Source organism: Asaia sp. Ae19-3 (assembly GCF_059801175.1).
The window spans coordinates 2,508,163-2,522,424 of record NZ_JBCHWF010000001.1; the positions used below are offsets into that span (position 1 = coordinate 2,508,163).

A 14,262-nucleotide genomic window follows, 5' to 3' on the forward strand; every position below is an offset into this window, starting at 1 on the left:
GCAGTCTCGGCTATAGCACCGCGCCAAGGACGCCGACATAGCTCAGGGGTAGAGCAACTGATTCGTAATCAGTAGGTCCTCGGTTCAATTCCGAGTGTCGGCACCACTTTCCCGTTGCATCATCCCGCCTTGTGGATCGCCCTCGTGCTTCGACGCCCGAGCACCCAGCCTGCGACACAGTATAACGCCAGAAACCCGAGCGGGATCCAGTCGCCTCTCAGGCTTTGTGCGACCAGATCACTCAGCACAGTGGTCAGATTGACCAGACAGGTCACGATCGCCAGCACGGGCACAATACCGATCCAGAGAGTCCCGACGCGCAGACCGGGCAAAGGCACGCGAAAACGCGCCGGAGCGCGTGTGGCATCGCCACGCAGCTTCATGACCGCCACTGCAATCACGACAAAGCCGATCATGGTGCCGATACTGACCAGATCGGCCAGAAGCGCGATGGGCAGCAGAGCCGCGGTCAGGGCTGTGAGCGCCGTCGTCATGGCAATCGCCAGAACCGGTGCGCCGCTTTTCGGATCGACCAGACTGAACCGTTCACTGATCAGCCTGTCATGAGCCAGGATATGGCAGAGCCGTGACTGACCATAGAGACTGACGAACAGCACAGACCCCAGACCGATCACCGATCCGAATTGCAGAACGAATCCCAGAGACGGCATGGCGAGGGCCTGCACGGCAAGGGCGACAGGGCTTGCGACATCGAGCGCGCGAAACGGCACCAGCCCGGTCATGACCAGCGACACCATCACATAAAGTACCGCACTGATCGCCAGCGCACCGATCAGACCGAACGGCACATCACGTCCGGGATTGCGCGCCTCCGATGCGGCAATAGAGATCGAGTCAAACCCGAGATAGGCAAAGGACACAACCGCGACGGCACGCAGCAGACCCGCCGGACCGAAATGGAACCCGCCCTCGGATTGCGGCAGGAAAGGATGCCACAGAGCAGGCCTGACATGGCTCCAGCCCACGGAGACAAAAACGACGAGAACGGCCAGTTTGAGCAGAACGAAAGCGCCATTCGCCCGGCTCGCCTGACGAATGCCCCGAGACAGGATCAGACCGAGCACAAGAACCAGACAGAGCGAGACCGCATTGATCTGGCCAGCCAGATGGAAACCCCCGTCATGCCAGATGACCGTCGAATTGGTTGCAGCACCAGGCAGGGTCAGGCCACAGGATGCCAGCAGGCCGGAAAGATAGCCGGTCAGGCCAACCGACACGGCCGAGCCAGCCAGAGCATATTCAAGCACCAGCATCCAGGCGACCCACCACGCAGGGCCAATGCCCAGAATAACGCGCGAATAGCCATAGGCCCCCCCCATGGCTTCAGGCAGGGCAGAAGCAAGCTCGGCATAGCACAGGCCAATAAAGCCGCAGCTTATGGCAGCCAGAACGAATGAGAGGGAGACGGCAGGCCCGGCATAATGGGCGGCGGCAATACCGGGCAGAACATAGATACCGGCACCGACCACACTGCCGATACCCATCATCAACAGGCTGAACGGCCCGAGCTGACGATGCAGGATGCGAGACTGGCCTTCAGCCGCCATGATGCCGTTTTCCTCAAGAGCTTGAACAAAAGGAAGCGTGACGCGCTCCCTGTCGCAAGGCAAGCCCACAAGCCCGGCAAACGACAGCTGACGCCGTCAGAACATCATGTTGACGGCAATCTGTGGCGAAACGGTCAGACTGGTATTGTGGCCTGCAAAAAAGGTCGAGGCGCCTGCAATCACACCAAAGCGTGGTGACCAGCTGTATTCGAGGGCTGGCGCCACCATCCAGTCGCCTGACGAGGCCCCGATACGGTCAATGCGTCGTCCGTCACGATAGGAGCCCCAGACCCGCGACCCGTTGGACCAGTCGCGCACCATATCGACCGCCAGCACGAGACGCTGGTTGAAACCGAACTCGAGTGAAAAGCCGGTCTGACCGTTCATGCCGGGGCGCCCGCGCCCGACAAAGCCCTTGGTCGTGCCATAACTCGTCATGTCCTGCAGCTGTGCGGAAGAGACCGCACGCCGGAACGTGCCCCACATGCGCAGACGCAGCGTGTAGTCATGGGGCAGTTCATAGGTCGATTGCTCGACCAGGGCCGTACGAAAGACATAGGCGCCATTACCCACACCATCCTGGCTGCGGCCAAGCTGCGAGTAATCGCCTGTCGGCATGAGCATGCCGACAAAAAGGCTCATGACCGGAATATAGCGTTTGGGATCAGGATCGAGGAAGCGCCACAGGAAATCGACCGGCATGTCGCCGAATTTGAGCCCGCTCGTATTGCCGTCATGTTTCTTCCAGCCATAGCTGATCGCGGGGAAGATCTGGATACTGATATGATCGGTCAGACCATATTTCACCATGGTCGAGTTGCTGATGGTTCTCTGTCCACCATCCATCGGCGCACTCGAGCCGTTGGCCCCGAGATAATCGACTGCCTGATTATAGGTGAGATACGGTTCGATCCCGAGCACACCCGCCTTGAACTGCGGACCAGATGGCGAGATGAGCGAGCCAGTATACCATTGCTCGCGTTTAGGTTGCGGCTCGTCATCAGAGGCACGCGCCGAAATCGTCATGCAAAAAGCAAAAGCGATCACGAATAAGCGAGGTAATCCAGACAAGACTGGACGACTTATTTTTGCAAAAGTGGGATTTTGTCTCAAAATTACGCCGTGCTGTTCTTTTGTTTCTTCGCAACGGTTTAATTTCTTATTTTATGAACGCAACCGTTATCCCGGCGGTATTTTCTGCACAGGGAGACAGGTTCATTAACAGGCAAGGGTTATACAGGAACCGCCTCACGCAAAAGTGAGAAAGTAATCACTGCAACTCATTTTGCTGTATTCGATTTTATTCTGGATTTCGGAAGCGCCGCTCCAGACAAATGAAAGTCTTGTCTGGAGCGGGCGATGGGATTCGAACCCACGACCCCAACCTTGGCAAGGTTGTGCTCTACCCCTGAGCTACGCCCGCGTTCCGTTGGACGGGTTAATATTGCCTACAGCGTTATGGCGCAAGAGGGTTTTTTCAAAAAACGCGTTTTTTTTCACTTTCCCTGCGTCAGGCCCTGTCGGACTTGCTTCCTAAGGGCTTCAGAACAATCTTGTAGCCAAGCTTACCGGGCGGCAAAGCCCCTCACCGGCATCGCCTTAGAACAGAGAGATTCCATGGATTACATCATCGGGCAGAACCCTCCCCAGCCGCAGGGTGTAACGGGCGCCCCCCAGAATGCTGGCGCCATGATCGTCGATGCCGACCAGCGCAGCTTCATGCCAGAAGTGCTGGAGGCCAGCCGCCAGCTTCCGGTACTGGTCGATTTCTGGGCCCCCTGGTGCGGGCCATGCAAACAGCTCACGCCCATTCTTGAACGCGCCGTCACGGCGGCTGGCGGCCGGGTCAAGCTGGTCAAGGTCGATGTCGAAGCCAATGCGGCGCTGGCTGCACAGCTCGGACAGATCGGCCTGCCCATTCAGTCGATCCCGCTGGTCGCTGCTTTCTACAAGGGACAGATTCTCGACATCATGCAGGGCGCCCAGCCTGAGAGCGAAGTGCGTCGCTTCATAGAGCAGGTCCTCAAGGCGACAGGCGCCACCATGCCAAGCGCCGATCTGCTTGCTGCCGCTAATGCTGCCCTGCAGGACGGCGAGGCGGCAGAAGCGGCCAGTCTCTATGCGTCACTGCTGGAAATGGAACCAGAGAACCCCGAAGGCTGGGGAGGCATGATCCGTGCCCTGATCGCTCTCGATGACGATGAAGGTGCCGATGAAGCCCTGAGTCAGGTGCCGCCCAAGCTGGCAGAGCACCCCAGCGTCTCCGGTGCCCGCTCTGCTCTGGCCCTTCACAAGGAAAGCCGTCAGGCTGCCTCGGCTCTGGACGGGCTTCGCGCTGAATGTGCCGCCGCGCCTGATGACCTCGCCCTGCGCTTTCGTCTTGCGGGTGCGCTGAACGGCGCGGGTGACAAGGCGGAAGCTGCCGACACATTGCTGTCGATCCTGCGCCAGGACCGTGAATGGAATGAAGGTGCCGCCAAGGCCGAACTGTTGCGCTTCTTCGAAGCTTGGGGAAACAGCGACCCGGCAACACTTCCGGCCCGTCGCAAGCTCTCCGCCCTGCTCTTTTCCTGAGCCTTCTCCGGCCCTATCACAGATCAGGGCCGGATTTCCCCAGGCGAGGCGTCATGTTTCATGAACAGACGCCCCGGCGATACGGCCTCTCAACATTTCAGGATTTCGAACATGGCTCAGGATCTCGACCCACGCCTTCTCTCCATGCTGGTTTGCCCGGTCACCAAAGAAGCGCTGGTCTATGACCGCGATGCGCAGGAACTCATCAGCAAGGGGGCCGGGCTGGCCTATCCCGTTCGCGACGGCATTCCGGTGATGCTGCCAGAAGAAGCACGTCATATTTCGGACTGACAGGCAGATTTGCAGGCGCGACCCCACAAGGGGTCAGCGCAGGACGAACAGGGCCGTGTCCAGCGTGAAACTGCCATCTTCGTCGATTTCCAGCATTTCCCTGACAGAGGGGCTGGTCGCACGCTGCAGGGAAAGAATGGCCTGCTGATGCAGGTCTGGCGTTTTCGTACGCGCCACCCAGGACGCGAAATCGAGGCGCAGCCGCCTGTTGGTGACGGCCTCGACCTGAAAACCGGCAGCGGCAAGCAGACGGCGCCACTCCGATACCTTGTAATTGCGCATGTGAGACGGGTCGCGCAGCGTTTCTATGGTCTGCAGCACCGAATCGGCCATGGCATTTTCCGGGGCGACCGTATCGACCAGAATCCCTGTGCCGCCGTGACGCAGGACCCGCCTCCATTCACTCAGCCCCGTTTCCAGATCGGCCCAGTGATGCGCACTGAAGCGACTCAGAACAGCATCGAACGATGAAGCAGCAAATGGCAGGCTCTCGGCATAACCGCAAACCGGGCTCAGCTGGACAAGGCCACGCTTGTGCGCTTCTTCCTGCACCGCCCGCGCCATGCTGCGTGTCGGGTCATACGCCACAACCCGATCGACATGCGGCGCGACAGCGTAGCTGACATGCCCTCCCCCACAACCGAGATCAAGAACAACGCGCGCCTCTGATGCTTTGACAAGGGCAGCCATATGATCCAGATCTGCACCCGCGGCATGGACCGCACTCTGCACGTAATCGCGTGCACGCGGGTCATATTGCCCGGTCACGAACTCACTCATGCCCCACATCCTTCTTGCCGTAAGAGACTTCTGCGTCAGGCACCGCGTATTGCGGTTTGACCTCACTGGTAACCGTCTCTGTTGCAAGCCCGGGCAGCATTGGCGGGCCAGACTGCCCATCCATACCTGGAATGGCGATGGGCAACGAAGCATAGGCGCGGGCCATACGGTCACGATGAGGCGGTCGCCCCGGCGGATGGCCGGGCGGGCCGTTGACAGCCAGATCAGGCCTGGGCGGGCCGAACGTCTCTGCCGCGCAGCCGGTAAGAACCGTCATCAAGAAGAGAAGCGAAAAGGCACGCATGCAATGAGTTGTATCAACCCCACTCACGCGCGGCAATTGACGGATGGGCGCCGCTGCGGCAGGCAGGGCGAATTGTCTCAAGGAGAGAGTTTCGTGTTCGATGGATCGCTTGCCTCACCCCGTGGTCGCCGCAGGGCGTGGATCGACAGCCTGTTTGTCGATCATGCGATCTTTCGCCTACCCTGGACCAATCTGGCAACTGTGGTGCCGGGCAAGGTCTATCGCTGCAATCACCCGACGCCGGCAAGGCTCGCGCGTCTGAAGCGCCGCCTGGGACTGCATACGCTGGTCAATCTGCGCGGTCATCGGCGCTGTGGCTCTGACGCGCTTTCTCGCGATGCCGCACAGAACCTTGGTCTTGCCCATGTCGACATGGCCTTTGAAAGCCGTGGCGCCCCTCATCGCGATCGCATCTTGCGCTTTGCCGGTCTCTATAAATCCATCGACATGCCAATGCTCATGCATTGCAAGTCGGGTGCCGATCGCGCCGGTCTGGCCTCTGCTCTGGTCATTCTCTTTGAGGGAGGCTCTGCAGCCGAGGCGCTCAAGCAGCTCCATTGGCGTTTTGGCCATTTTAATCGCGCCCGTACCGGCATTTTGGACGCCTTCGTTCTGCGCTATCAGAGGCAGGCCGAAGGTCGAGTTCCGTTTCTCGACTGGGTCGAGCACGAATATGACGAGGTTCAGCTCAAGCAGGATTTCGTGGCCGGCAAACTGGCATCTTTTCTTACGGATCAGGTTCTGCGTCGGGAATAGAACCTGCAGGGCGCACGCCCTATTCGGGCGAGGCCATGCTTTTCACGAGATTAACGAGCTGTCGCCTGACACGCTCGTCGGAAATGCGTTGAAACGCCCGGAGAAGCTCCAACGATGACTCGTCAAGATCAGAGCCTTTCGCCGCAAAACGCGATGCATCACGCCCCATCTCGCTTCCTTTGCCATTGAAGCCTGGCGGCACCTCGGAGAACCCCGCGCCCTGCGGAGAAAATCCCGGGTTCGACGGCCTGACACCTGCTAGATCATCAAAAAAGAACCCTATCGGCACGTTCAATACGCGCGACATCTCGTAGAGACGGCTGGCACCAACCTTGTTGGCACCACGCTCGTATTTCTGCACCTGCTGGAAGGTCAATCCAAGTGCTGCGCCAAGCTTCTCCTGAGAGATACCCAGAAGAGTCCGTCGAAGCCGAATACGCGCTCCCACAAGGGCGTCTATCGGACCCGCGGCCGAAGCGCTTTTCGTGGTATTACTCATACACAAGGACTCATACTGGGGTTAATCACAGGTGCCAATCGTAATCCATTAACCTTTTATTATCTATCTTCGCTGGCGCCCAAGGAAAACAGCCAGAAAAACCCCAAAAGCACAGAGAACTAGCGGCAGATTCCTTCCATAGCGGGCAAAGATGGTCGGTGGCTGAGGCGAAGGTAAGGCAATGACCAGACTGTCTGCATGCCCCCAGGACAGACGACCCAGTTCGTGACCCGAAGCATCGAATGCCGCGGTGATACCCATATTTGCCGCCTGAGCGACCGGAAGCCCCTCTTCGACGGCGCGCATTCTGGCCGTGGCGAGATGCTGGCGCGGTCCGGCACTATTGCCGAACCACGCATCGTTGGTGACATTGGCCAGCCAGCTGGGTCGGCTTGGCCCGATGACATGCCCCGAGAAAATAATCTCGTAGCACACCATGGGGCCCACTTGCCCCATAGCAGGAAGGGACCAGGTTGCGAGGCCGCGACCGGGTGTCAGCTGGTCAGGCAGAAGGTTGAACGGAATGAAGCGCGGCTGGTACTCACCAAACGGAACGAGTGTCGCCTTGTCATAGACCGCTGCAATCTTGCCGCTCTCGTCCAGCGCCATGACACTGTTGTAAAAGCGGTTCTGGGTATCGCGCCGATCAGACCCGATCATGCCCCACGCACCGTCTGCGGCCTGCGCGATCAGCCGACGCGCGGCTTCATCCTCATCCAGCAGCCCTGGAAATCCGGATTCAGGCCAGAGATAGACGACGCTGCGATCCGCGGCCACTTCACGCGCCCGGGCGACCCCTTCATTCGTCAGACGCAGATAGAGCCTGAACGCATCCAGCGCTCCCGAACGCGAGAGAATATCACGTTCCTGCACATTGCCCTGCAGCAGGGCGACCACCGGATTGGTTACCGGAAGCAGGGTCGGATGAGAGAGGCGATACCAGCCTGCCCCGATCCATGCGGCATAGAAGATGCCTAGAAAAATGCGCGCCCGGCGGGAGTGCCACACGAGGAGACCGGTGAGAACAGCGAGAAAACTCAACCCGTCGACGCCGATATAGGCCGCAGGCTGGATCAGGATGTCTCCTGCCAGACCGGGAAGCTCGAAAACGCTGCCTGTCGGGTTCCAGGGGAAGCCTGTGAAGATAAAGACACGTGCCATGTCGGCGAGTGTCCAGAGCGCTGCAAGCAGAATCATTCTGGACAGACCGGAAGGCGCCAGACGACACAGCAGGACGGGCACCACGGTAAGCGGAGCCAGAATCAGGGCACATCCGGGCGCAGCGATAGGCACAGCCCACCAGAACTCATGGGCGCGGGTCAGGATGGCATTGGTCAGCCAGGAAAGCGCCAGGGTATGGTAGCCAAGGCCGAAGAAGAAGGCGTGGAGAGCCAGCTGTCGGGCGCTCGACGCATCCTGGGTGCAGCGATAAAGGTAGAGAAGCCCGAGTGCCAGTGCCGGCAGAAAAAAGAGGGGCGGAAGCGCCAGGGCTGCAAACGCCCCGACGAGAAGATCAGCCAGAATCATTTTCCCGGTGGAAAATGGAAGCCGGCTCGGCGGGAAAGGAGAATTCCAGAGCCGGTAAGTCACAGTTTGCTCCTGGTTTTATTCGAGAGCGTCCCTCAAGCGACGCTCATAGTGACGGTAATATTTATCCGCCAGAAGCTCGCTTTTGACGAGAACGGCAACATCCGTCGTGTTGAATTGCTCATCGACGACAGCGCCGTCACCAATGAAACCACCCAGACGCAGATACCCCTTGATGAGAGGCGGCAATCTGGAGAGACATTTACGGTGATCAAGCAGATGCGGATCACTACGCTGCATATCGACATAACGATCTGGCAGGGCACGGATACGCAGCGCCGGAGGCGCCAGATGGTTATGATAGAGATAGGTCAGTTCGTCTGCCATCAACTCCGGATTGGTACCGGGCAGACTGGCACAGCCGAACAGCACATCGATCCGATGCAGGAAAATGTAGGAGGCGATTCCCCGCCAGAGGAGCTGCATGGCCGAACGACCGCGATAACGCTGATCGACGCAGGAGCGACCAACCTCCAGCAGGCGCCCCGGAAACTCGGTCAGGGGGGAAATATCGTATTCGCTGGACGTGTAGTAACGCCCAAGGAGGGCTGCCTTGTCACTGGTGAGCAGACGATAGGTGCCCACCACACCTTCCGCTCCGGAAGAGACGGCATGGTCGATAACCAGCAGGTGGTCGGCCACTTCATCGAAATCGTCGATATCGCGCTTCAGCCGGGCGGTGCGTTCATCGGCGCGCGCACCCATCTCTTCAAAAAAGACGCGATAGCGCAGCGCCTGCGCTGCCTCGCGCTCGGCATCGGTTGTCGCGATCCTGACACCCAACTGCCCGCCGCGTAATTCAGGAAAGGCATCCCGCGCCAGATCAAGTGTCGAGAGTGACTGACTGGACGCTCCCGTGCTGTCGCCATCTGTCACCAGAAGGCGAAACATCTCGGCGTGCGAAGGTTTGGCGTTCATCCGTCCTGACCTGTCGGCTCACCTGCCTTCTGCGGCAGACGGCGACCAAAAAGTTCGAGACGATGGGAAACCAGATCGAAGCCAAGACGGCGCGCGAGCGTCTCCATCAGGGCTGCATGTTCCTCATCCTCAAATTCCACGACATGGCCGCTATCGACGTCGATAAGGTGATAATGATGCTGGTGACCCGGCTCACTGGCCTCATAGCGCGCACGACCGCCGCCGAAATCACGACGCTCGAGAATGCCTTTTTCCTCGAGCAATCTGACCGTGCGATAGACCGTGGCGATCGAGATCCGGCTATCGAGCTGTGACGCGCGGCGATACAGCTCCTCGACATCGGGGTGATCTTCAGCCTCTGACAGAACGCGCGCGATAACGCGACGCTGCCCTGTCATTTTCAGGCCACGTTCGATGCATAATTGACCGATGCGCGACTCATCCTGAGCCCGCCCGCTTCGCTTTGCGTCAGCTTTCGCTTCAGATACCATAAAATAGGGCGTAGCCGAAAAACGAACCCTTTGCCAACGTTAAGTGGCAGGCAAAGGGCGGCTTTCTCACCGTCTGTGACCCAGGCCGATTTTGCGGGCAAGATTCGAACGGTGACTGGCGTAATTTGGGGCGACCATCGGATACTCGGGTGGCAGATCCCAGCGCTCACGGTATTGCTGAGGCGTCATATCGTACACTGTCTGCAAATGACGACGCAGTAATTTCAGCTTTTTTCCGTCTTCAAGGCAAATGATGTAATCGGGAAAGACTGATTTCTTGGGAGGGACTGCCGGAGTTGGCTTGACGGTCTCGGGCTTGGTATGGGCAACACTTGAGAGCGTCTGATGCACCGAACGGATCAGGTTTGGTAGATCCAGACCAGCAATTTCGTTATGAGTTACATAAGCGGAAATAATCTGTGTAGTTAGCTTTTGAAGGGTCAAGTTATCCGGATCGTCGGACATGTGAATTCTCCCCAAAGAACGTATTCGAGGAAAGATATACTGATTGGTAAAATGAATTCAAGAAAATATAACAACTATTCGTAAAGTTTAAATATTATGCCGTTAAAAACAATCGACATCCGTGACAAGACCTGCCCCATGACGACGGTTCACGTCAGACTTGCTCTGGATAAAAGCAGTCCCGGTGAAGCATTGGAAATTATTTTACGCGGCGAAGAAACGAGACGGAATGTGGAAATTCTTCTCAGAACACTTGGGCAGGAAAGTGACTGTCAGCCGCTCGGCGAAGATACGATAGCTGATTACCGCGTGATGCTCGTCAAATCGTAGCTCAGGACTGATGCGTCACTCCCGTCGGGATAATACGCCTTTCTGCGCCCGCACAGAATGAAGCCGTGCTTCAGATAAAGTGCCTTCGCCGCATCATTCCTGACTGAGACCTCGAGAAAAAGGGTGGTCACGTCGCGCGCTCTGAGCGCTGCGCAGCCTGCGACCAGCAGTTGCGCTGCCAGGTTTTTCCTTCGATATCGGGGGTGAACACCCAGAGTCAGAATTTCGGCTTCGTCGGCGCTCTGCCGCAGCATCAGCAGCCCGGCTGAATCTTCGCCGACCACAATAACCCACGCCATGATACCGGGGGTCGCAAACAGTCCCGAGAAAGCGTCTTCATTCCAGCGCTCGTCTTCCTCAAAGCAGGCGGAATGCAGATCAGAAAGCAGCGAAGCATGAGAAGGCCCTGCTGGGATGCAGGCCGGAGAACCGGTCAAGGAAGCGGCGCAGGCCGCAGGCCCTGCGCAGGCGGCTTGGCTTCTGGCGCATCGATATAAAAGGGCTGCAAAGGACCGCTGGCGGGTATTCGTGATCCGGCTTCAAAGATCAGGGCAATATCAGGCTGCACCACATCGATACGTGCAAGGTCTGCACTCTGGAGCAGGGAAGCCCCGTTCCCGATCACGCAACTGCCCTCTGGCAGGGCAAGTTCGTCAGGAGCACCAGCCCAGAATCTGCCGTCCTGAAACTCGACATAGATCCTGTTCCGCCTTGCCTGCGTCACACAGATACTGTTTTCCCATGCGGGATTGGATCTGAAGCATTGCCCGGTTGTCACGCCATGAAGGGTCGCTCCAAAGCCGAATGCCAGACCATCGGCAAGAGCCAGACTGGCCCGCAGCCCGGTAAATGACCCGGGCCCGGTAACGGCGATGATGCGATGAGGACCCTTTTGCCAACCGAGCGTGCGAAGCAGGTTCTGGCAGGTAGCGGCCAGAGAGGCGGTTGCCCCGACCCCCTCCAGATGTTCCTGGGCGACGCACTCACTCCCGAGAAAAGCCGCCACATCGCCACATGACCCGGCACCAAGCGTGGCGCCATTCAGCACCAGACTGCGCGTTGCACCATCTGCCTGCATCAGAGAACGAGACAGCTCTCGTCAAAGCCCAGACGCATGGCACGCTCGGGCAGAGCCTGGGCATCGGGATAACCGAGCCCGGCTATGAAATTGATCCGCCACCCTGTGTCACCGAGGAAAATCTCTTCCACAGCGTATGAATCGAAACCGGAGAATGGCGCCACGGACAGGCCCAGGGCGCGGGCCACCAGGATCAGATAGCCTCCCTGAAGGGAGCCATTGCGAAAGGCCGTTTCTTCCGACAAGCCAACATCGGCGGCAAACCAGTTACGCAGATCGGCTTCGCGACTCAGCCTTGGCAAATGCTCGAAGAAAAGTGGGTCGTGGCACACGAGCACCACGACAGGCGCCTGCAGACAGAGCGCGATATTACCGGATGAGAGAGCCGGTCTGAGTCGCTCCTTCATGTCATCGGATGTCAGGAAAACAAAGCGCGCCGGGCAGCAATTGCCTGAAGTCGGTCCGAGCTTGAGCAGGTCATAGAGCGCAACAAGCGTTTCACGCTCGACCGGCAGGTCGGACCAGCCACGCGGCGAGCGCGCGTGGCGGAAGAGTTGATCGAGTGAAGTCTCATCCAGGGGGGCCGTCATGATGGTCTCTGGATGGGTCTCGCTCACGTCTTCAATCCTCAACCTGTTCGACGGCCACCACTTCAGGAACGTAGTGGCGCAGCATGTTCTCTACACCGTGCTTGAGTGTTGCACGCGAAGAAGGACAGCCCGCACAGGCACCCTGCATCGTCAGGCGCACAACGCCATCACGGTAGCCCCTGAATACGATATCACCACCATCCCCCGCAACGGCAGGGCGAACGCGTGTATCGAGCAATTCGCGAATCTGGGCGACAACAGCCTCATCTTCCGGCGCAATCGCTTCTTCCTGCGTCTCGGCAGCGGCCTCAAGGCTGGGCGCGCCCGACTCGAAATGACTGGTGATGGCGGCAAGAAGCAGCGGCTTGAGCGTGTTCCAGCTGAACTCATCTGTCTTGGTGACAGAGATAAAATCGGCCCCGAGGAAAACGCCACAGACACCGTTCACATCGAACAGCGTCGTCGCCAGGGGAGAGCGCCCCTCTGCTGCCTTGGCCTCGGCAAAATCGGCCGTCCCGCGATGGCCGGTCACGGCGCGACCGGGCAAGAATTTCAAGGTGGCGGGGTTTGGTGTATCCTCGGTCTCGATGAACATCACGACTCTCAATTTGCAGTTGTCGCTGTGAGATGTGCCATCAATCGCGACTACGCAAGTCCCTTATCCCGAATTCAGACCTTTGCGGCCCCAAGAGGAAGCGTGATCTGAACGCAAAGTCCGCGACCCGGCACGTTGTGCAGATCAACCTTGCCTCTGGCGCGGCCCACCTCGCGGGTAACGATGGCAAGCCCTAGCCCCATGCCGCCCGTCGCACGAGAGCGCGACCCCTCGACACGATAGAAAGCAGAAAGTACCTTTTCGAGTTCGGCTTCGGGAATGCCGGGACCATCATCGACGACCGATATTATGGCTGCCTGCCCCGCGGTTTCGAGCGTGACATGGGCATCGCCACCATAATTGCAGGCATTATCAATGAGATTGGCAAAGACACGCTTGATGGCAAGCGGTCGCACCCAGGCCTGACAACGGTCAGGGCCGGTATAGCTCGTCTCCCTGCCCCGATCGCTCTGTGAGTCGAGCAGGGTATTGAGTATGGCCACGAGATCGACCTGCTTGACCGGCTCGGGATCGAGATCGCCAGCCAGATAGGCAAGCACGCCTGTCACCATGGCCTCCATCTCATCGATATCGGCCTCAATGGCTGCCTGTGTTTCCTCGTCGTCCATGAAGCCGGCGCGCAGTCTCAGACGCGCCAGAGGTGTTCGCAGATCATGCGATACGGCGGCCAGAATTTCGGTGCGGTCATTGATAAGGCGACGAATGCGATGCTGCATCTTGTTGATTGCATTGGCCAGACCACGCACTTCTCGCGGCCCACGCTCATCGACCATCGTCCATTGCATGTCATCGGATTTGGCGATGCTATCGGCCACCTCCGCCAGCGCCCTCAGCGGGGTGCTGAGCGACCGCACGATCATGGCTGCTGCAATCGCGACGGCACTGGCCGTAATCGCCGCAGAGGCCAGGCCACCCGTCATATGACGATGCTTCAGAATACCGGGCACATTGAAGACAAGGCGGCTGCCATCAGCCAGCTGCAAGGTGCCGTGGATGCTCGATGAATCGGCGCGATCGGCCCAGACATGAAGATCGGCCCGCGCCAGATCGCGATCATTGGCGATCAGGCTGTCTTCGACATGACGCAGCCGATGGGGCTGATCGCGCTCGAAACTCTGATTGGCTGACCGCCAGGCCACGCTGATTCCGTTGTCTGAAAGCAGCGCCCCCAGCAGCCCGCGCTGGCTGATCGGGGTTGTACGCAACACCCTGAGATCGGTACTCAGCTCTTCGGCAAGCTGGGTAATGCGGCTGTCATCGTCGATATAGGTTTCGGCTTCCTCATAGAAGAACGCACTGGCCACAAAGACGAGAATGACTGCCGCCAACAGCACGACGCTGACACGCCCCACAAGCCCGACAGGCCAGAGACGAATGATGCGGGGCGTGCTGCCCCCTCCCAGGGTGAAAGGCAT

18 protein-coding genes and 2 tRNA genes are annotated in these 14,262 nt (G+C 58.8%); 5 read left to right on the top strand and 15 right to left on the bottom strand.

Annotated elements, in window-relative coordinates; translation table 11 throughout:
- Positions 1-31: 31 nt before the first annotated feature.
- A tRNA-Thr gene (locus AAID99_RS10945) sits at positions 32-106 on the top strand.
- Between the two features lie 13 nt (positions 107-119).
- On the opposite strand, the gene AAID99_RS10950 is transcribed toward AAID99_RS10945, so the two are convergent.
- From AAID99_RS10950 to AAID99_RS10960, 3 genes are all read right to left on the bottom strand, one after another.
- Positions 120-1,568 (bottom strand): APC family permease, encoded by a 1,449-nt coding sequence (locus AAID99_RS10950; protein WP_188425506.1) that lies wholly within the window; start codon positions 1,566-1,568, stop codon positions 120-122.
- Between the two features lie 96 nt (positions 1,569-1,664).
- On the bottom strand, positions 1,665-2,594 hold the full coding sequence (locus tag AAID99_RS10955) for a hypothetical protein (RefSeq protein WP_188425505.1): 930 nt from the start codon (positions 2,592-2,594) through the stop codon (positions 1,665-1,667).
- A 322-nt stretch (positions 2,595-2,916) separates the two neighbouring features.
- Positions 2,917-2,991, bottom strand: a tRNA-Gly gene (locus AAID99_RS10960).
- Between the two features lie 194 nt (positions 2,992-3,185).
- Here AAID99_RS10960 and AAID99_RS10965 point away from each other — a divergent pair.
- Together AAID99_RS10965 and AAID99_RS10970 are read left to right on the top strand one after the other, a co-directional pair.
- Positions 3,186-4,142, top strand: coding sequence for a tetratricopeptide repeat protein (locus tag AAID99_RS10965; protein ID WP_188425504.1), 957 nt, complete (start codon positions 3,186-3,188; stop codon positions 4,140-4,142).
- A gap of 111 nt (positions 4,143-4,253) precedes the next feature.
- Positions 4,254-4,433 (top strand): Trm112 family protein, encoded by a 180-nt coding sequence (locus AAID99_RS10970; protein ID WP_188425828.1) that lies wholly within the window; start codon positions 4,254-4,256, stop codon positions 4,431-4,433.
- A 33-nt stretch (positions 4,434-4,466) separates the two neighbouring features.
- On the opposite strand, the gene AAID99_RS10975 is transcribed toward AAID99_RS10970, so the two are convergent.
- Positions 4,467-5,213 carry a class I SAM-dependent methyltransferase gene (locus AAID99_RS10975; protein ID WP_498493860.1) on the bottom strand — a complete coding sequence of 249 codons (747 nt, stop codon included), beginning with the start codon at positions 5,211-5,213 and terminating at the stop codon, positions 4,467-4,469.
- Positions 5,206-5,517, bottom strand: coding sequence for a hypothetical protein (locus tag AAID99_RS10980; protein WP_498493861.1), 312 nt, complete (start codon positions 5,515-5,517; stop codon positions 5,206-5,208). Before AAID99_RS10980 ends, AAID99_RS10975 begins: the two co-directional genes overlap by 8 nt.
- A gap of 93 nt (positions 5,518-5,610) precedes the next feature.
- Here AAID99_RS10980 and AAID99_RS10985 point away from each other — a divergent pair, with 93 nt between their 5' ends.
- On the top strand, positions 5,611-6,273 hold the full coding sequence (locus AAID99_RS10985; RefSeq protein WP_498493862.1) for a tyrosine-protein phosphatase: 663 nt from the start codon (positions 5,611-5,613) through the stop codon (positions 6,271-6,273).
- Positions 6,274-6,292: 19 nt separating this feature from the next.
- Here the strand turns inward: AAID99_RS10985 and AAID99_RS10990 are convergent, their stop codons facing one another.
- The 5 genes from AAID99_RS10990 to AAID99_RS11010 all read right to left on the bottom strand — a co-directional run bounded on the left by AAID99_RS10990 (position 6,293) and on the right by AAID99_RS11010 (position 10,233).
- Complete coding sequence (locus AAID99_RS10990) at positions 6,293-6,772, bottom strand: helix-turn-helix domain-containing protein (RefSeq protein WP_188425500.1); 480 nt, start codon at positions 6,770-6,772, stop codon at positions 6,293-6,295.
- A 63-nt stretch (positions 6,773-6,835) separates the two neighbouring features.
- Positions 6,836-8,299, bottom strand: coding sequence for an apolipoprotein N-acyltransferase (gene lnt / locus AAID99_RS10995; RefSeq protein ID WP_498493863.1), 1,464 nt, complete (start codon positions 8,297-8,299; stop codon positions 6,836-6,838).
- A gap of 78 nt (positions 8,300-8,377) precedes the next feature.
- Positions 8,378-9,250, bottom strand: a complete 873-nt coding sequence (locus AAID99_RS11000) for a GNAT family N-acetyltransferase (protein ID WP_188425827.1) — start codon at positions 9,248-9,250, stop codon at positions 8,378-8,380.
- A 23-nt stretch (positions 9,251-9,273) separates the two neighbouring features.
- Positions 9,274-9,768 (bottom strand): Fur family transcriptional regulator, encoded by a 495-nt coding sequence (locus AAID99_RS11005; RefSeq protein ID WP_332363069.1) that lies wholly within the window; start codon positions 9,766-9,768, stop codon positions 9,274-9,276.
- Between the two features lie 66 nt (positions 9,769-9,834).
- Positions 9,835-10,233 (bottom strand): Ros/MucR family transcriptional regulator, encoded by a 399-nt coding sequence (locus tag AAID99_RS11010; RefSeq protein WP_498493864.1) that lies wholly within the window; start codon positions 10,231-10,233, stop codon positions 9,835-9,837.
- 96 nt (positions 10,234-10,329) lie between these two features.
- Here AAID99_RS11010 and AAID99_RS11015 point away from each other — a divergent pair, with 96 nt between their 5' ends.
- Positions 10,330-10,563, top strand: coding sequence for a sulfurtransferase TusA family protein (locus tag AAID99_RS11015; RefSeq protein WP_498493866.1), 234 nt, complete (start codon positions 10,330-10,332; stop codon positions 10,561-10,563).
- On the opposite strand, the gene AAID99_RS11020 is transcribed toward AAID99_RS11015, so the two are convergent.
- The 5 genes from AAID99_RS11020 to AAID99_RS11040 all read right to left on the bottom strand — a co-directional run bounded on the left by AAID99_RS11020 (position 10,536) and on the right by AAID99_RS11040 (position 14,262).
- On the bottom strand, positions 10,536-11,000 hold the full coding sequence (locus tag AAID99_RS11020; protein WP_498493868.1) for a GNAT family N-acetyltransferase: 465 nt from the start codon (positions 10,998-11,000) through the stop codon (positions 10,536-10,538). The two genes, AAID99_RS11015 and AAID99_RS11020, sit on opposite strands and share 28 nt — an antisense overlap.
- Positions 10,997-11,641 carry a tRNA threonylcarbamoyladenosine biosynthesis protein TsaB gene (locus AAID99_RS11025; protein ID WP_498493869.1) on the bottom strand — a complete coding sequence of 215 codons (645 nt, stop codon included), beginning with the start codon at positions 11,639-11,641 and terminating at the stop codon, positions 10,997-10,999. The genes AAID99_RS11020 and AAID99_RS11025 overlap by 4 nt, the downstream gene beginning before the upstream one ends.
- Positions 11,641-12,231 carry a malonic semialdehyde reductase gene (locus tag AAID99_RS11030; RefSeq protein ID WP_498494295.1) on the bottom strand — a complete coding sequence of 197 codons (591 nt, stop codon included), beginning with the start codon at positions 12,229-12,231 and terminating at the stop codon, positions 11,641-11,643. Before AAID99_RS11030 ends, AAID99_RS11025 begins: the two co-directional genes overlap by 1 nt.
- Positions 12,232-12,262: 31 nt before the next feature.
- Positions 12,263-12,826, bottom strand: a complete 564-nt coding sequence (locus tag AAID99_RS11035) for a NifU family protein (protein ID WP_188425494.1) — start codon at positions 12,824-12,826, stop codon at positions 12,263-12,265.
- A 74-nt stretch (positions 12,827-12,900) separates the two neighbouring features.
- Entirely contained in the window at positions 12,901-14,262 is a 1,362-nt protein-coding gene (locus tag AAID99_RS11040) for an ATP-binding protein (protein WP_188425493.1), read from the bottom strand.